Origin of the sequence: Prevotella intermedia ATCC 25611 = DSM 20706 (assembly GCF_001953955.1) — a bacterium.
Taxonomy (GTDB): Bacteria; Bacteroidota; Bacteroidia; order Bacteroidales; family Bacteroidaceae; genus Prevotella; species Prevotella intermedia.
Window position 1 is genome coordinate 1,153,689 of sequence record NZ_CP019300.1, and the last position, 18,316, is coordinate 1,172,004.

Annotated in this window: 12 protein-coding genes; 9 read left to right on the forward strand and 3 right to left on the reverse strand. The window is 38.4% G+C overall.

The features are described from left to right. The first annotated feature begins 54 nt into the window (after positions 1–54). The 9 genes from BWX39_RS04805 to BWX39_RS04840 all read left to right on the forward strand — a co-directional run bounded on the left by BWX39_RS04805 (position 55) and on the right by BWX39_RS04840 (position 14,963). Positions 55–2,250 (forward strand): S9 family peptidase, encoded by a 2,196-nt coding sequence (locus BWX39_RS04805; protein ID WP_036860207.1) that lies wholly within the window; start codon positions 55–57, stop codon positions 2,248–2,250. 609 nt (positions 2,251–2,859) lie between these two features. Then, a complete protein-coding gene (locus BWX39_RS04810) occupies positions 2,860–5,661 on the forward strand; it encodes an outer membrane beta-barrel protein (protein ID WP_028904686.1) in 2,802 nt (933 codons plus the stop codon). Positions 5,662–5,754: 93 nt separating this feature from the next. Continuing rightward, positions 5,755–6,048 carry a hypothetical protein gene (locus BWX39_RS04815; protein ID WP_028904685.1) on the forward strand — a complete coding sequence of 98 codons (294 nt, stop codon included), beginning with the start codon at positions 5,755–5,757 and terminating at the stop codon, positions 6,046–6,048. A 590-nt stretch (positions 6,049–6,638) separates the two neighbouring features. Further along, entirely contained in the window at positions 6,639–8,165 is a 1,527-nt protein-coding gene (locus tag BWX39_RS04820) for a vitamin K epoxide reductase family protein (RefSeq protein WP_028904684.1), read from the forward strand. Positions 8,166–8,331: 166 nt separating this feature from the next. Then, entirely contained in the window at positions 8,332–8,547 is a 216-nt protein-coding gene (locus tag BWX39_RS12110; RefSeq protein WP_028910931.1) for a hypothetical protein, read from the forward strand. A gap of 61 nt (positions 8,548–8,608) precedes the next feature. Continuing rightward, on the forward strand, positions 8,609–9,370 hold the full coding sequence (locus tag BWX39_RS04825; protein ID WP_028904683.1) for a GLPGLI family protein: 762 nt from the start codon (positions 8,609–8,611) through the stop codon (positions 9,368–9,370). Further along, complete coding sequence (locus BWX39_RS04830; RefSeq protein ID WP_244271452.1) at positions 9,357–10,148, forward strand: GLPGLI family protein; 792 nt, start codon at positions 9,357–9,359, stop codon at positions 10,146–10,148. Before BWX39_RS04825 ends, BWX39_RS04830 begins: the two co-directional genes overlap by 14 nt. 7 nt (positions 10,149–10,155) lie before the next feature. Beyond that, the gene (locus BWX39_RS04835; RefSeq protein ID WP_028904681.1) at positions 10,156–12,708 is read left to right on the forward strand and encodes a TonB-dependent receptor; all 2,553 of its coding nucleotides are present in this window, start codon (positions 10,156–10,158) and stop codon (positions 12,706–12,708) included. Between the two features lie 65 nt (positions 12,709–12,773). Next, positions 12,774–14,963, forward strand: coding sequence for a peptidase domain-containing ABC transporter (locus BWX39_RS04840; protein ID WP_028904680.1), 2,190 nt, complete (start codon positions 12,774–12,776; stop codon positions 14,961–14,963). 352 nt (positions 14,964–15,315) lie between these two features. Here the strand turns inward: BWX39_RS04840 and BWX39_RS04845 are convergent, their stop codons facing one another. The 3 genes from BWX39_RS04845 to BWX39_RS04855 are packed head-to-tail and all read right to left on the reverse strand — an operon-like array spanning position 15,316 to position 18,263. After that, complete coding sequence (locus BWX39_RS04845) at positions 15,316–16,419, reverse strand: glycosyltransferase family protein (protein ID WP_028904679.1); 1,104 nt, start codon at positions 16,417–16,419, stop codon at positions 15,316–15,318. Between the two features lie 15 nt (positions 16,420–16,434). Further along, entirely contained in the window at positions 16,435–17,418 is a 984-nt protein-coding gene (locus tag BWX39_RS04850; protein WP_028904678.1) for a glycosyltransferase family 2 protein, read from the reverse strand. After that, positions 17,370–18,263, reverse strand: a complete 894-nt coding sequence (locus BWX39_RS04855) for a glycosyltransferase family 2 protein (RefSeq protein ID WP_028904677.1) — start codon at positions 18,261–18,263, stop codon at positions 17,370–17,372. The genes BWX39_RS04850 and BWX39_RS04855 overlap by 49 nt, the downstream gene beginning before the upstream one ends. Positions 18,264–18,316: the final 53 nt, after the last annotated feature.

Sequence of the window (18,316 nt, forward strand, 5' to 3'; positions counted from 1 at the left end):
GCAAATTTACTTCTTTTTTTGTACTTTTGTTGCATTAAATCAATTTAATATACAATGAAAAAAATACTTCTTATGTGTGCAGCGTTATTAGCAACGTCTATTCATACGTTTGCGGGTGAGCCTCTTAAGTTAGAAGAGATGACAAAAAACACTTTCGCTGCGAAGACAATTTCTGGTATTAACCCATTGAAGGGGACGTCAGACTATGCGCAAATCTCTGCGGATAGAAAGAAAATAGTAACCTATTCTTTTGTTACCGGCAAAGAAACAGGTGTGCTCTTTGATGTTAATAAAGTCAATGGGGCAAAGTTAAAGGAAATAGAAAGCTATGAAATTTCCGACGATGGACAGTTTATACTTATTCAAACGGGTACAAAACGAATTTATCGCCGTTCCTTTACCGCAGACTTCTATTTATATAATGTAAAGAGCAAGTCGCTGAAAAAACTGTCAGAGGGTGGTCCACAGCAAATTCCGACCTTCTCACCAAATGGAAAGTATATCGCATTTGTGCGCAGCAACAATATCTTTGTAACTGATGGAGCAACTGAAAAGCAGATAACGACCGACGGTAAGTTCAACGAGATAATCAACGGATTGCCCGATTGGGTGAACGAAGAGGAGTTTGGATTCAGCAATGCCTTAGCTTGGGGTGCCGACAGCAAGACTTTGAGTTGGATACGTTACGACGAATCGAAGGTGAAGACCTATTCGTTGCAAATGTTCGAAGGTGCAAAGCCTGCATTTAAGAACTACGAGGTTTATCCTGGCGATTATTCTTACAAGTATCCGAAGGCTGGTGAGGATAATTCTAAAGTGTCCGTTCACGCTTATTCGTTGGAGTCTGGCAAGACACTTACCTACAGTTTGCCACTCGATGCCGATGGTTACATTCCACGCATAAAATCTACGAAGTTTGCCGACCGCATTGTTATTTACACAATGAACCGCCATCAAGACGAGCTAAACCTCTATAAAGCAAACCCAACTACGGGCGAATGCAGCTTGCTAATCAAAGAGAAAGCCAACAAATATGTGAAGGAAGATGCGATGGGAGGTATTCTCGTGATGAACGATTACATTCTTTTCCCTTCCGACCGCGACGGTTATATGCACTTATACCTCTACACCATTGACGGAAAATTCATTCGTCAGATAGAGAAAGGCAAGTATGATGTCATCGAAGTTTACGGCTTTGACGAGAAAACAGGTGAGACTTACTTCCAAGCTGCTGCAAAGACACCGATGCAACGTGAGGTATATGTGGCTGACAAACACGGAAAAGTAACGTGTCTGACAACGAAAGAGGGCTGGAACTCTGCTGTGTTCTCTGGCGATTATAAGTACTTCCTGAACAATTGGAGCGACCGCAATACTCCTTATTCATACGCAATCTACAACAACAAGGGAAAGGTTGTGCGCGAAGTTCTCAACAACGATAAACTCATAAAGGATATGGTAAAGTACGATTTGCCTGCTCGCGACTTCTTCAAGTTTACTACTTCTGAAGGCGTTCAACTGAACGGCTGGATAGTAAAACCTAAGGACTTCGACCCTAATAAGAAGTATCCTGTCATCTTCTTCCAATACAGCGGCCCTGGCAGTCAGCAGGTTGTAGACCGTTGGGCACTTGGCTCAATGGGTGCAGGTGGTATCTACGAGGCATATCTCACGCAGCAAGGCTTCATCGTTGCTTGTGTAGATGGACGTGGAACAGGTGCCCGTGGCTCTGAATTTGAGAAATGCACCTATCTGAAGTTGGGCGATTTGGAATCGAAAGACCAAGTTGAGGCTGCCCTTTGGATAGCAAAGCAACCCTACGTTGATGCCGATAACATTGGAATATGGGGTTGGAGCTTTGGCGGTTTCAACACTTTGATGAGCTTGAGCGAAGGTCGCAACGCCTTCAAAGCGGGTGTTTCTGTTGCGCCACCTACCAATTGGCGTTGGTACGACACCGTTTATACCGAGCGATATATGCGCACACCGCAGGAAAATCCTGACGGTTACGCTGTAAATCCTATTGAACGTGCATCGAAAATGAATGCAAAACTGCTCATCTGTCACGGCATTGCCGACGACAATGTGCACATTCAGAATGCTTACGAATATTCAGAAGCATTAGTGCAAGCTGACAAAGACTTCAAAGAAAACTTCTATACGAATCGTAACCACAGTATTTTTGGTGGCAACACACGCAACCACCTCTTCCGCCAAATCACCGATTGGTTTGTTCAGAACTTGAAGTAATCTTCATCAAGCATACAGAAAAAGGATTGCACATCGTGTTTGTGCAATCCTTTTTCTGTATGTTTTTGTATTCTCCTTAATAGTGTAAGTACCCCAAATGATGGTTTGCAACTTCTGCAAAACTATTCCTCTGCAAACAGATAATCAATAAGCCATATCCTTGTTTCTGATGTCAGGATAGACTTTTTCAGAGGTTCTGATATTATTTTGGCACGTTTCCCTTTTGTGGGAAACCGTATATAGTATGATTTTTCTACGTGTATTTTAAATTATCTAAGCTTTGATAAGTATTTATCTAAGCTTAGATAATAGTTTATCAAAGCTTAGATAAATGTTTCTCACAGCTGTGATAATTCAATTTTCACGTACGTAAATAGTATTAGAATGGGTATAAATATCTTCAGAACCTGTACTTTTGTCAGTTCTTAACGCTCAGAAAGGTTTCGGAATATTATTCTTTTGCATTGGTTTTGGCTTCTTTTTAAGATGTTTTAGTGTTAAAAGACTGTTAAATTAATACTTCTTTTGAGAATTTATTATCTATATATGTATCTTTGTAAAGAAAAATAACGAAACCTAAAAAGTTGATAATTAAAACTCTAAAATCTTATGAAAGTCTATATTAAAAAGCACATTCAATGTATTTGTCTGCTGTTATTGTTTTTCGCTTTGCCTGCACAGGCGAATGATTACAAACATTCCGTTGAAGGTTCTGTTGTTGATAACATCACAGGCATGGGGGTTACAGCCAAAATAACCTTGATGACTGCCGACAGTGTTGTTATTGATACGATTACAGCGGATATAGAAGAGATGCCTTGGGATATTGGTTATCACAAGGCTTATTATGAATTTAAAGATGCTGTAACGTCGAAAGGAAAGTACATTATTAAGGCTGAGAAAGAGGGCTACGACGTTTGTTATATGAATTGTGAATTGAGAAGCACTCGCCAAGACTATATTAAGGTAAAAGAAATCCGAATGACGAAGATTGTGGAACACGAACTACAGGAAGTTACGGTTGTTGCTTCAAAGGTGAAAATGGTCATGAAAGGCGATACCATTGTCTACAATGCTAATGCTTTTAACTTAGCCGAAGGCAATATGCTCGATGCCTTAATCGCCCGCTTGCCGGGTGCAAAGTTAGAGAAAGACGGAAGGATTTATGTGAATGGGAGGTTTATTCAGAGTCTGTTGGTAAACGGACATGAATTCTTTTCCGGTAATCCTAAACTGGCTTTAGAGAACCTTCCTGCCTATACGGTGAACAAAATAAAGGTATATAACAAGGCGGGAACAAAGTCAAGGCTGATGCAACAAAGTATGGGAGATAATACTTACGTGATGGACGTCAGGTTGAAACGTGAATATGCAACGGGCTATATGGGCGATTTGGAAGCTGGAGGCGGTACACAGAAGCGTTACAAACTTCGTGGTTTCGGTATGAAGTTCTCCGATAAAGAACGTATGGGAGCCTTCTTCAATATCAATAATCTGAACGATAATCAGCGTGCTGAACTCACTGGAGAATGGGAACCGCAAGATGTGGGCAACGGTTTGCTTACAGTAAAGAACGCAGGTGTATCGTATGTACGTTTCTTGAATAATGAAAGATCGTGGGTTTCAACCGGAAACACTTGGCAACATATCAGTACAGACAACGAGTCTATTACACATACGCAGACTTATTTGCCTGAAGGAAACTCATTCTTACACAATCATAGCAAACAACTGAATAGTTCGGATAAGTGGGAAAGCATAAACCGTCTTTCTATTGATAAGACTAATTTCTCTACATCTAACTCTCTTAGTATTTCCTATCTGCGCAATAATGGGTTTGGAAGTACGAACAGCACCACTGCAAATGAAACAACAAAGCTGAATACTTTGCTATCGAGAAACAGTTTCGAGTCAAGCGATTTCAACTTTGACTTCTCGACAGGCAATTATGTTAAGTACATTACAGACTTGATACGAGGAGACTTTTCTGTAAGTTACAATCGTAATAAGCAAAAACAGTTTATGTTGAACAACGTTCAATATCTGCAGGGAGGTCAACCCAATGACCTTCGTAACAATTACTTTGACATGCCCAATCAGAAGCTGAAGCTATCTGCTGGTGTGGGCTACGATTTTAAAATACGTGAAACAACTTTAACTCCAGAATATTCTTATACTTACACATATAACAAGGCAAGTAATTTGCTTTACCGTCTTGACTGGATTGCAGGAAGAGATATTAATCAGTTTAATGTCTTGCCTTCTGCTTCAAATGTTTTGCTTTCCGTATTGGATAATAACAATAGCTATCGCTTCAATGAATATCGAAACGAACATAAATTTAATTTTAAATACTTTAATCGTAAGATTAAAATATTGAATAGCTTTGTTTTACTAAATCTTCCGCTGCGTTTGTTAAATGCCGATTTCCATTATTATGGTATTAGTGAGCAACGTTTTTCTCGTCGCAAACTGTTCTTTGAACCAAACGTAGAACTAAACCATTGGGAAGAAGATGTGTCATGGGTGTTTACTGCAGGTATGAAATCAGACTTTCCAAGCCTGCTTGCCACAGCAGATTATCGCAACGACAGCGACCCTTTGAACATTCGATTGGGTAATAAAGACTTACGCAACCTGCATTATTATGATGTAGATGCCAATATTACCTTTAATGGAGAAAATGAAAAAACAATTAGTTTATCTGCCAATTATCACCGAACAGACAATCAAGTGGCCTATGCGCTCATCTTTGATAAGACGACGGGAGCTTCAATTATATATCCTACCAGTGTGAATGGCAATTGGAATACAAAGTTTGAAGTAGAGTTTAAACGTGCATTGGACAAAGCGAATAAAATCCTGTTCAGCAACAATTTCTCTACGAATTATAACCACAGTGTAGATATGGCTTCAATAGCAGGAAGTACTGAAAGCCAACGAAGCATTGTGAATAACTGGGAGTTTGGCGATGAACTGAAGGTTAATTGTCGTCTGAACGACAACTATGAATTTACATTCCATACAGGTGGAAAGTACTATCTTATAAATAGCGAGCGTGTAGGCTTTGAGAAAATCAAGGCATCTGACTACAACATAGGGCTGAATGCACAGATTGTATTGCCTTGGGAGTTACAACTAACTACCGATATGACGATGTTTGCAAGGCGAGGTTATCAGCAATCTGAAATGAATACCACCGATTGGATTTGGAATGTTCAGTTGGCACGTACCTTCTTAAAAGGACATCTTACCGCTAAACTGCAAGGTTTCGACCTGTTGCAACAACTGTCAAACACACGCTACGTTATTAATTCGCAAGGGCGTACAGAGTCGTGGAACAACAGCATACCACGATATGTAATGCTTTCTCTTGCGTGGAAGTTCAACATTAATCCAAAGAAAAAATAATACGTTCGTTAATTAAAAGGATTGCACATAGTGTTTGTGCAATCCTTTTTTTGTGTAACTTTGCGTTGTTATCAGTACTACAAAACGGCAATAATGGGCTTTATACGGAAATACAAATGCGTTGCTTGTGGCTACGAGGCTGACATATACGAAGGAAAAGGCTTTATGGGACAAACCATCGAAATGGTATCGTGTGCCGACTGCCACTCGGTGCAGCCATTGGTGGTGGGTGGCGTAATCGGCGATGCTGCCCCTTCGTTTCGCACATTGATAGGCAGGCTGTGCTTGAATTGCGGTTCAGAACACATCATAAAGTGGGACGGACATACTTGTCCGCAATGTAAGGGCAATATGGAAGATATGGGCAGCCGTGAATTTTGGTCGTAGTCGCAGTGTTAAAATATATGTATAAATGTTTAGAGCGAAAACTTGAGCAGAACAATTGAAATAGAATCGTGAAACAATAAAAAGGCAATTAAATTCCAAAGAAAATTCTTTCAGATTTTAAAACCTATGCTCTTGCAAAGCAAAACAATAGGTTTTACACCGCAAAAGAGCTGCTTTTGCAAGGCGAAACCTACACTTTTATAAGGCGTTTTTAGTTCTATACGCTACTTTTTTTGTTCCTTTTGCGAGTAAATACCTGCTGTTTTATTGCACAAAGTATCTATATAAAGTTGTACTTGTTTAATAGTTAGAAGGTTGTGCTTGCACACGAATGCTTCGATTATTTGCAGATAAATATCTTATCGTTCCTAAAAACCGCCTTCCTGCCATTGTTTCACGCTTGAATTTTAACACTATTGTGCGTTTGGTGATAGTAATTATGATTTAGTAACAATAACACTTTAATTTGTTAATGTGTGATTTTTTTTAAATGAATATTTGCAAATAAAAAGATAAATTTCTATATTTGTAAAAAATATAGTATAAGTTTATCAGAAAAATATCACATCTATACTGATTAACCTAATAGTATGAGAAATGAGTATATTTTAGATGTTGTTGACAAAATATTGAATTTGAACGATATTCATGCTAATAGAAAAAAACTTTTTAAAGTTCTTTTCTCTTCGCCTGTTTTTCCAAGTTTAGCTGCCATTTCTCAAACTTTATCTTATTACGGCCTACATAACAATGCTTTTGTTACTGATTTAAAACATCTATTGAAACTTAAAAATGTAATAGTTCATTCTATTAAAAAAGAGGAAGGACATTTCTATATTCTTACCCAAATAGACAGTAATACAGTAACACTCTATGATGGCGATGAAACAAAAATTAGTCTTGAAGAGTTTACTGTAATATGGGACGGTGTTGTGTTGGTGGTTGAAGAGAAAGAGAATGTCAATATAAAACGGTCTATTATTGCTTTTCCGTTTTGCTGTTTTGGTTTTTGGGGGTATTTATTGTTGTATTTTTTCTTTACCACAACAAAATTTACTATAGACTTTATTTTAGACAGTATAGGGTTCACTTTGTCATTAGTATTGTTTAGGCAACATTTGATAATATTCGAGAAAACTTCTTTTTGCCAAATTGGAAAGAATGTTGATTGCAATTATGTTGCAGATAGAAATCCATTGCAAAAATGGCTACCGATAGATTTAGCTATAATGGGCGTTTTCTTTTTTCTTTTTAATCTACTTAGCCTGATTATAGTTGGAGCAGCAAATTGTATATCGGGTTATATCACTCTTGTTGCAGCTATTTTTATGATGTTTCTTAGTATTTATCAGGTATTTAAAATAAAAAAATATTGTCTTTATTGTTTAGGCATAACGATTGTGGTTTTTGCAAAACTCTACATTTCGGTTTTATCATTTAATGCTAATCATATCTATTTGTTACCTAAATTTGTCATTTCAATAATTATTGCTTATTTATTTAGTTATCTAATTTATAAAATAATGAACTATGATAAACTATTATTAAATAATGATATAGAACTCTTAAGAATAAAACGCAATCCCAGTATTATAAAAAAATATTTCGTTCAATCTCATTCTATCGTGCCTACTGAGGAAATGATGGAGTTTGGCAACAAGTATGCAGATATAGTGATAACTACTTTTATTAGCTTACATTGTCGCCACTGTCAAAAGGTTGTGTCAGAAGTTATTCAGCTTATAGATAAGTTTCCTAAACGTTTCTTATGGCGCGTTGCGATACAAGGTATTAGCAGCAATGATATGGATGATAACGTTTTTGCCCGATTGAATACTCGTCAGTTGAATATTCTTCAACTCTATATAAATGATAAAAAGCGTTGCTTGAAAGCAATGCGCTTATGGAATTTTAAGAATATAACTGATTGTTTGGAAGAGTTGATTGCAAAATATCGTTTTCAGCAGAAAAATATTGAAAAAATGATAATAATGCATTATCCTACAATATGGGTAAACGGTATTGTTCTACCTCAAGAATATACAACATCCGATTTACAATATATTAACCAAGAATTAATAGAAATGAAACATAACGAAACTTATCGAATGAGATAAACATATACTATCTTACTTAAGTAAAGGATTAGCTACCCTTTTTCCAAGTAAGATAGTGTAGAGGAGTTGCCTATTCCCTCTTTTAATGTTAAAAGCATAAATACTAGTTAATGCAATATCGATAAAAGGTATAGTAAATAAAATATAATTTTTTAAATTAAAACAAATGAAAAAGCTAAATTTTATTGAAATGTCCACTGTTTATGGTGGTTTTGACAACGAAAAAGGTCGTGAAGTACAGCAAAGAGGTCATGAACTTGACAACAAACAAAATGGTAGAATTACGCTTTGTAATACTTCAGAAGAAGAAAAAGCTTACCGAGATAAATTGGAGCAAGATTGGGAACAATGGATAATAGATTTTAATAAGTATTGTGTATAATAATTATCTTCCTCACAGAGAATATTATTTTCTGTGAGGAAGGGTTTATAATAAAATAAAAATGAAGACCATAGCATCTTTATTGATGATATTAAGTGTACAATTTTGTTTTTCACAGGAAACCCGTGTTATCGAGCCTGCAGAGCTTGAAATAACTTTTTCTACAAAGGAATATGCATTTTGGGACACCTATACCTTCCGTTGTGGAAAGAATGTGAGCCAATATTTTAGTATTTCTGAATTGCAACATCAAAAGATGTTAGCTGATGATGATCCGGCTCTCTTTATCCTTTGGGATAAGAGATTGGCAGATTACGATGAGCCGGACCCGGCAAAAAGGATGCCTGCGAGTACGGGAAACTTAGATGAAATTTACCGCAACCTTGAGCAAGGGAAGTTTACAACCTATTCAACTGTTGTGGGAACTCATTATTTAATAACCGAAGATGTTGTTATTCCCGAGTGGACAATGTACGAAGACTCCACAATTACAGTCTTAGGCATGGAATGTAAGAAAGCTACGACAAACTTTCGGGGTCGCTATTGGGAAGTCTGGTATGCCGAAGAATTGCCCATCAGCCAAGGTCCTTGGAAGTTGTGCGGCTTGCCGGGCATGATATTAAAAGCGAATTGCCCCAAGTTTATGTTGATAGAAGCAACCGGTATCAAGAACAAAAACCTTGAACCCGTAACCTTTTATAATTATCTGAACTATAAATATGCCCCGATAGACCGCATGGAATATCTAAAGAAAGTGCATAAACCGGGTATCTATCCAACCGGAGGAAGTCGTAAAACGATAGAAATAGATGATACTGAATAGAACTGATATGAAGCCAAGGTCTTTTCTCTTAGTTTTGTTCTTTATGCTAAATGCTGCAATGTGTTTAGCACAAGAAACCCACGTTATAGAGCCGGCAGAACTTGAAATAGTTTATTCGGTAAAAGAACAACCGCACTGGGATACTTATATTTTCCGTTGTGGTAGGAATGTGAGCCAATATTTTAGCCAACCTGCACTGCAAAGTGATAAGATGTTAGCGAATGACGACCCGGCTCTCTTTATTATCGCAAATGAAAGAATGAAAGCTTTAGACACACCCGAATATGCAAAAAAATATCCTGTTAGTACAGGTCGTCATGATATCATTTATCGGAACTTTGAGGAAGGAGTATTAAAAACTTATTCAAGAGTGTTTGGTTCTAAGTATTTAATAGTTGAAGATATTACTATTCCCGACTGGACAATGTACGAAGACTCCACAATTACGGTCTTAGGTATGGAATGTAAGAAAGCTACAACAAATTTCCGTGGCCGTTATTGGGAAGTTTGGTATACAGAGGATATTCCTATTAGTCAAGGTCCTTGGAAACTATGTGGATTGCCGGGTATGATATTAAAGGCGAATTGCCCGGGCTTTATGTTGATAGAAGCAATGGGTATCAACAACAAAAACCTTGAACCCGTAACCTTTTATAATTATCTGAACTATAAATATGCCCCGATAGACCGCATAGAATATCTAAAGAAAGTGCATAAACCTGGTGTTTATCCAGGCGGTGGAAGTTGTGATACTATTGAAATAGACGATAAAAAATAATACCAATATGAAAAAACTATTTGTATTAATTGTTATAACGTTGTTTTCAGAAATATTGCAGGCACAAGTAACAGTAACGGGAGTGATAACTGATGTAAATGGAAGTCCGTTATCCGCAGCAATCATAAAAAGTATTGATGCTTCAACAAAGAAAATGCTTGCATTTTGCAATACCAAAAATGATGGTAAATTTAGTATTAAAGCAAAAGTGGGCGACTTACTGCAAATTTCTGCAATGAGCTATAAGAAAAAGCAAATAGCGGTAATAGCAGATATGCCAGAACAACATATCGTGCTTGAAGATGATGCAAAAGCATTGGACGAGATAACGGTAAAGGCAAAGCCTGTAAGGATTGATGGCGACACGATAAAATATCTTCTTGGCGTATATGCAAAACCTGGCGATCGCACTTTAGCCGATGTATTGGCTCGTGTGCCGGGTTTTGAGGTGAATAAAAGCACGGGGCAAATTTCGTATGAGGGAAGAAGCATCAGCAACTTCTATATAGAAGGAATGGATATGTTGGGCGGAAAATATGGTGTTGCTTCAAAGTCGCTGCCTCAAAACGATATAGCAACGGTGGAAGTGATGAAGCATCATACCCCCATTCGGGTATTAGACGACTTTGTTTATTCAGACGAAAGTGCCATTAACGTTCGTATGAAGAAAGGTGCTAAAGCACATTGGATAGCTACGTTTAATGGTGGCATAGGCTATAAGAGTGGTGGCGGGCTGTGGAACTTTGAAAGTTTTGCCATGCGTTTAAAGCAGAATTGGCAAACCATGATTACCTATAAAACGAACAATAGTGGCAGAGACATTGTTCACGAAACGAACAAAGCCTTTACTTATGGTGAGTTGGACAGCAGGCTGGTCCCATTTATTTCGCTGCCTTCCCCTGCAAGTTCCAGATTGGGAGAACGCTCTTTGTTCAACAGAAGTCATACGTTGAACTTGAATATGTTGCAACGTATAAACGAGACATCGCAAGTAAATGTTCAGGTTACTTACATCAACGACCGCCAAGAGACTTTCTCTAAACGTACAGCGGAGTACTTTTCAAAGCGAGGAAACAAAGTATCGGACAATGAAAAACACTATATAGCAAAGACTAATGAACTCTTTGCAAAGGTTAAATATGAGAACAATGCCAACAGTCAGTATCTAAAGAATGAACTTTCTACGAACTTAAATTGGAACAAACAGCTGCTGATAGAGCGTGGCACAAATCCACACGAAATGAATGGTAACCTTCCTGTATTCACATTGAAAGATAATCTTTTGCTAATGCGTAAGTATGGCAAGCGTTTGTACTCTTTCGAGTCGAAGAATATAATGGAAGCGCGCCCCCGGCAGTTAGCTATGGACACACTGCACCAAGACATTAACCAACATTATTACGAGACTGACAATAAAATATCAGGTAGTTTCCGTTTGGGTAAGTTTGTTCTGACAGGGAAAGTAGGAGCCAATGCAGCACTGCACGCATTTTCTTCGCATCTTGTAGGTGTCCCCGACAGCATCGGAATGCTTTCCGGTAACAGCCGCTTTTCCATGTTTCGGTTCTATGTAAGTTCAAATATAGAATACAAGTTATCCGATTTTATCTTTAATTTTTCTTCGGACGTGTCTTACAATCGCTATAAATACAGTCTAAGCACGGCTTACAGTCGTGCACTTTTCTCGCCCAACTTGCACATTCGTTGGAATGCCACACCGCATTGGACGTTCGCTGTTGATGGAAGAATAGGGCAGAGAGAAGTAGACGTAAATCAGTTTTATCCCACCCTCGTATTAGCCGATTACGAATATATAAACAAAGGCTTTGCCGATTACAGAATAGGTAAGGATAAGACGGCAGGCATCATTGTTCGGTACAACAATGCACTACAAGGCACGTCGGTGTTTCTTACTGCCAACAGAACTTTTATGACCACACCTTATACAGCTTCGCAAGACTATGTAGGCAGCTATATTGTATTGTCGCTTGTGCCACAAGAAACCAAAAGCAATGCGTGGACAATTAACTTAATGGGGTCGCAAGGTGTTGGCTTTCTAAAAGGAAAGCTGAATATCAGAACCATATACAACAGTTCAAAATCGTATATTGTGCAAAACAACGAGGTGATGCCTTTCAATACAAGCACTTGCAATGTGAGAGGAGGCTTAACAGTTGGCCTTGTCAGGAATACCGATTTGGGTTACAATATTGAATATAGCTACTACCAAACCGACATGCCGGCACTCTCTTCCGCCTATACACTGAACAACTGGAAGCACAATGCTTACTTGCGACTGTTTCTTACGAAGAAGTTTACAACCGAGGCAAGGGCAGAATACTATCACAACCAAATAGCGAAAGATAAGTTTAAAGACATCTTCTTTGCCGATTTAGCAATGCGATACAGCTTTAAGAAGTTCGACATTACGTTAGAACTCAACAACTTATTGAATAAGAAAGGTTACGGTTATGGCGTAAACGGCACATTTGTTCGCAGCTATAACAGTTTGAATATTCGAGGAAGAGAGATAATGGTAAGTGTCTATTATAAGCCTTAAAGTAAGAAAAGTATTTTTAAAAAAAGTATTAAAAATTATCCCATATATTTATTTTCAACTTTAAAATGCAACAATTTCCATTATTCAAACAGCACGACTCTATGCTTTGTGGCATAACTTGTCTTAAAATGGTGTGTAAATATTACGGTGCATTTTATTCTATTGAGTTTCTTTCTTCGCTGTGTAAAGAGGGACGCGAAGGTATATCGTTACTTGCAATGAGTAAAGGGGCAGATAGCTTGGGATTAAAAAATGAATGTGGATTAGCTGAAATAGCAGAATTGAAAAATAGTCTTCCTTGTATTCTCCATTGGAATCAAAATCATTTCGTAGTATTATATAAGGTTAATAAAGGGAAGATTTTCTATATTGCAGATCCTGCAAAAGGACTTACAAAGTATAGTCTTGAAGATTTTAAGAAGCATTGGATTAGTACAAAGTTAGGAGGTGAAGAAAAAGGAATAGCGATGTTTATTGAACCAACTTCAGAGTTTTATGAAAGGCAAATAGAAGAACCCATGGAGAAACGATCGTTTAAATTTCTTTTTGGTTATATAAAGAAGTATCGCAAATATTTCGGGCAGATTGTCTTAGGCTTGTTTGTTGGTAGTTTGTTGCAACTAATTTTGCCTTTCCTTACCCAAGCTATTGTGGATGTAGGTATTAAAAAACATAGTATAAGTTTTATTTGGTTGATACTTTTAGGTCAATTGGTATTGACGATAAGCCGTACAGCTATCGACTTTATTCGTCGTTGGTTGTTGCTTCACATATCAATGCGTATCAATATTTCGTTGGTGAGCGATTTCTTCATTAAACTTTTGAAACTACCGATGTCGTTCTTTGAAACAAAGTTGTTGGGCGACCTAATGCAACGTATGGGAGACCATAGTCGTGTGAATGGCTTTTTAACGCAGCAAACATTAAGCATTGTATTTTCGTTTTTTACCTTTATTGTGTTCAGTATCGTACTGTTATTTTATAATTGGTTGATATTTTCCATTTTTCTTTTGGGGAGTTTGTTGTATGGTAGTTGGCTTGCTCTTTTTCTTAGGCGAAGAAAAGTACTCGACTATGAATTCTTTGAGCAACAAGCTATAAACAACAACAAGACTTATGAATTTATTACTTCTATGCAAGAAATAAAACTCCAAGATTGTGAACAGCGTCGTCGTTGGGAATGGGAAGATGTGCAGGCTGAACTCTTCGGCGTGCAGATGAAGTCGTTGAAACTCCAGCAAACACAAGAAGCCGGTAGTATTTTCATAAACGAACTTAAGAATATAATCATCACAGTGGTTGCTGCAACAGCTGTAATACAGGGCCAGCTCACTTTGGGTATGATGCTTGCAGTGCAATATATAATTGGTCAGCTCAATTCTCCAGTTGAACAACTGATGGGATTCTTTTATTCTGTCCAAGATGTAAAAATAAGCCTTGAACGTATCAACGAAATACACAATGTAGACGATGAAAATGGAAAGAATGGATTACAAACAATAGTGAGAGAAGAAAGTAAGGGAATAGACTTTGAAAATGTTAATTTCAAATACGACCCTCACGCACTGAAAGCGATAATTGATAATGTGAACATACAAATTCCCAAAGGTAAAGTAACCGCTATCGTGGGCGCGTCGGGCAGTGGGAAAACAACATTAATAAAATTAATGTTAGGTTATTATCCTGTTTTGAGCGGACAAATTTCCATTGACGGAACAGACATAAATACATTGAATAAAAAATGGTGGCGCAGGCAGTGTGGTGTAGTAATGCAAGACGGCGTTATTTTTTCCGAATCTATTGCACGCAACATTGCCATAGATGATAGTGATATAGACAAAGAACGATTACAAAGAGCTGCCAAGATAGCTTGTATCAACGACTATATTATGGGATTGCCCTTAAAGTATAATACCAAGATAGGGCGTGATGGTATTGGCTTGAGTCAAGGGCAAAAGCAACGTATCTTGATAGCAAGAGCTGTATATAAGAATCCTGACTACATTTTTCTTGATGAAGCGACCAATTCACTCGATGCTAATAACGAACGTATGATTGTAGAAAACCTCAATCAATTTTATAAAGGTAAAACAGTGGTTATTGTGGCACACCGTCTTAGCACGGTAAAGAATGCCGACCAAATAGTGGTATTAGGCAAAGGAAAAGTATTGGAAGTAGGTAACCATGAACAGCTTACTGCAAAACGTGCCGCATATTATAACCTTGTGAAAAATCAATTGGAGCTGGGCAATTAATCTAAAAAAACAGATTATGGCAGATGACAAAATAGAACTTCGTAGCGAGAAGATACGTAATATTATTGATGAACCTCCTTCAAAAATTATTTGTTATGGAATTACGATAATCAGTATTGTTATTTTAGTATTTCTAATTATTGTTTATTTCATAATAAGAAAAACTCCGTACTTTAATATTTAAAGATGAGTTCGGTGTTTTTTATGGTGTTGAATATTTCATTAAAAATGGGAAAGAAATGGTTAATAACTACGAAAGTATATTTCGTCGTGGTCTTAAATTTATCCTTTGGGGGGTATATCATTAAAGAAACGCTTACTGTTCGTTAAACTCAGGTAGTTTAATTATTTCTCATTCTGTCAGAATAGAATGATAGAACGCCTCGTATTGCTTTGCTACTTTAATGTGGTCGTGGTGTTTGTGAACGTAGTCGATGCTTTCTTGTTGAAGTTGTGGTATGCGTTCGGGGTGGAGTGCCAATAGCTTTATTTGTTCGTAACAGCTTTCGTAAGTTGGCTGAACGTTGATGATAGGGTGTAGTTGTGTTTCGTTTAGTATCTCGTAGTTTTCGGGTTCGCCTCCTCCAATGCAAATAATACCCCTGCTCATAGCTTCCAATGGGTTCATCGAAGGAGTGTAGCTATAAAGCTGGTCGAGTATGGCATCAGAGCCTTCCATTAGCTTTACGTATTCGTTGAATGGAATTCCTTCGGCTATGCGCAACTCCAACAGTTCGGGATAGTCTGCTTTTACCGCCTTGGCAGCTCGGAGCATAATGTCTGTTCCTTTATATTCTGAACGGTTCTTGCTTATTCCTATGAACAGTTTTAGTGCTCCGTCTTTCCTTTCAGCTTGTGTGTTTTTTCCTTCGGTGATGATGGGAAAGGGAATGAATGTTGTTTTGTCGGGAAAGAAGGGCTGGTAGCAAACTTGGTATTCGTATAGTCCTGCCACAATGCCGTCACAATCGTTGGCAATTGTTTTGTTCAGTTGTTCTTTGTCTGTGCCTACCCAATCGCATTGCTCTATAATGGCATCTTTGTTTGTTCTTAGTGTTTTGCCGATGTTGAAGTCGCTGTATCGTAAAGGCATGGTGGTGCTATTGACGTGTACCCAATAGTAGTCCATACCGAAAGCACCCATTATTATTTTCTTATTGTGGCGACGCAGGTAGTTGTATATGTACTGAATGCGTTTCGCCTTCAGGTCTATGAAGACGGGATTGATAATTTGCACGATGTCGTAGCCACGCAATTTGTGCAGATTGGCGCATAGATGCAACGTAAGCCGAAGCCCTGCAAACCGTCCTGACGGTCGGGCAAGGTCGATGTCGCGGGGATATGCTTTCCAGTAATCGCCGTTTGAAGCCACAACGACCTTGTGTCCTAAACGATCCAAACCCGCTTTCAAGGTGTTGTGCACATTGCTGTACTCTCCAATCAACAGTATTTTCATTTCGCTATGATGCTACTAATTCAGACGTGGCAGTGTGTGAATAAGGATTTTTCGCCCCACTTTCGAGTTTATCATGATAGAGAACAGCTTGTACTTTCGTGTGTAATTCTTCTTTGGCAGAGGGAAAAGTCCACGCTTTTCGAGCCGTAACAGAACGTGGTTAAGATACTGTTCGTCGCGTGTCAGGATTATAATGTTGTAAATATAGTCCATCGTCAGCTGTGCCACACGGCGCAGCATAGCCACTCTGTCTTTAGCAGGCATAAGGTCGGCTTTGTCTTGCAGGCTCTTTATCACCTGTTCGGTGTCTTGCAGACGCTTTAGTTTCCAGCGTTTGTCCTTGTTGTGCGTTATCGATTCCTTGCGCTTGCGGTAGAAGTAGGCTTGCACTTTGGTGTTGTAAACCTTGTCGGCACGAATAATAAGCTGCGGTGTAAATTCTTCGTCTTCGTGTAGAATCCCCTTTGTGAAACGCAAGTTTACCAATAGATTCTTCTTGAAAATATATCCGCATGCCGATGCCCGCAAGTTGTTGTTGTGCATGTATTCTGTACCAGAAAGTTCCTCGTTGTTGGCAAGTTGTGCACTTGACACTTCTTTGGTGGCAAAGTCGAAAAGAACGATGTCGGCATCTTTAAACCTTATAAAGTCCAAACACTTATCGTAGTTGCTCGATATAAGGAAGTCATCAGCATCTACAAACTGGAGGTATTGCCCATTTGCCATTGCAATTCCAGTGTTTCTTGCGTGGCTAAGTCCTTGGTTGGGCTGCCGAATGTATATCATTTGGTCGGCAATATCTGTCAATAAGTTGAGTGGCGACACATCTGAGCCATCATCAATGACGATAATCTCACGCTCTTCTCTGTTAAATGTGAGCATAAGAATGCTATCGATACATTTCTTTAGCATATCGATAGGTTCGTTGTAATAGGTGATGATAAAGCTGATTAGTGGCTGGGCTTTATCGTTTTGTGGAAGAGGGTGTTGAGTTTGCATAAGCATTTTATTCCTAAAAGATGAAGTAATGTTAGTTTTAAGTTGCCATAGAACGGACGAATCGGCAGCAATGGCACAGCCTTGGTTGCCTCGTAAACGTCCAACTGAATGTTCAGAACGTGTGCGTAATAGGTTGCGTCTATCTCGTTGTTGCCATTTATATAAGCCAAATGCGCTTCTAACAAACTCGTTAGGTCTTGTCCGTTGGCATTGGCAGTAATTCCTGCGTCGTTCCAGCAGTAATAATATGTTCCCAAACTTGTGGTTGCGATGGTTTTAGCCGCAGCCATGAGCTTTGGAAGTGTATGTGCATCTTCAAAATTCTTGCCTTTTGGAAATTCAATATCGGCAAACAGTTCTCGCCGATATATCTTGTTCCACGCGTAAGTATGGCGGTAGGCTTGCCCTTTCAGCCAGTATTCCTGCTGGTTTTGATAGACACAGTCGTCCAATATCAATGGGTGTTGCGCTTTTGAACCATACTTCTCGATAACTGAAAATTCAAGAATGTCGTATTCGGGGTGGGCGTTCAGCAAATCCATAACACCTTTGTAGGTGTCTTGTGCAATGAAGTCGTCGGAGTCTATGAATGTGATGTATTCCCCTTTCGCTGCCTTTATACCTGTATTTCGGGCTGCAGAAAGCCCTTGGTTGCTCTGGTGTATAACGCTAATTCTATTGTTCGTTCGGGCAATTTCGTCTACCATTGTGGCGGAATTGTCTTTTGAGCCATCATCAACCAATATCATTTCAAAGTTTTGAAACGACTGTCTGAGAACGCTCTCAACACACCGAAGGAGCGTTTTCTCAACATTGTAAACTGGTATGATAATACTTAATTCCATAAATTTCCTTGTTGCAAAAATAATAAAAACTTTTAAATTACGTTTAAAGATTA

Coding starts and splice junctions, on each gene's coding strand:
- BWX39_RS04805 (WP_036860207.1), top strand. CDS start 55: ATGAAAAAAATACTTCTTATGTGTGCAGCGTTATTAGCAACGTCTATT.
- BWX39_RS04810 (WP_028904686.1), top strand. CDS start 2,860: ATGAAAGTCTATATTAAAAAGCACATTCAATGTATTTGTCTGCTGTTA.
- BWX39_RS04815 (WP_028904685.1), top strand. CDS start 5,755: ATGGGCTTTATACGGAAATACAAATGCGTTGCTTGTGGCTACGAGGCT.
- BWX39_RS04820 (WP_028904684.1), top strand. CDS start 6,639: ATGAGAAATGAGTATATTTTAGATGTTGTTGACAAAATATTGAATTTG.
- BWX39_RS12110 (WP_028910931.1), top strand. CDS start 8,332: ATGAAAAAGCTAAATTTTATTGAAATGTCCACTGTTTATGGTGGTTTT.
- BWX39_RS04825 (WP_028904683.1), top strand. CDS start 8,609: ATGAAGACCATAGCATCTTTATTGATGATATTAAGTGTACAATTTTGT.
- BWX39_RS04830 (WP_244271452.1), top strand. CDS start 9,357: ATGATACTGAATAGAACTGATATGAAGCCAAGGTCTTTTCTCTTAGTT.
- BWX39_RS04835 (WP_028904681.1), top strand. CDS start 10,156: ATGAAAAAACTATTTGTATTAATTGTTATAACGTTGTTTTCAGAAATA.
- BWX39_RS04840 (WP_028904680.1), top strand. CDS start 12,774: ATGCAACAATTTCCATTATTCAAACAGCACGACTCTATGCTTTGTGGC.
- BWX39_RS04845 (WP_028904679.1), bottom strand. CDS start 16,419: ATGAAAATACTGTTGATTGGAGAGTACAGCAATGTGCACAACACCTTG.
- BWX39_RS04850 (WP_028904678.1), bottom strand. CDS start 17,418: ATGCAAACTCAACACCCTCTTCCACAAAACGATAAAGCCCAGCCACTA.
- BWX39_RS04855 (WP_028904677.1), bottom strand. CDS start 18,263: ATGGAATTAAGTATTATCATACCAGTTTACAATGTTGAGAAAACGCTC.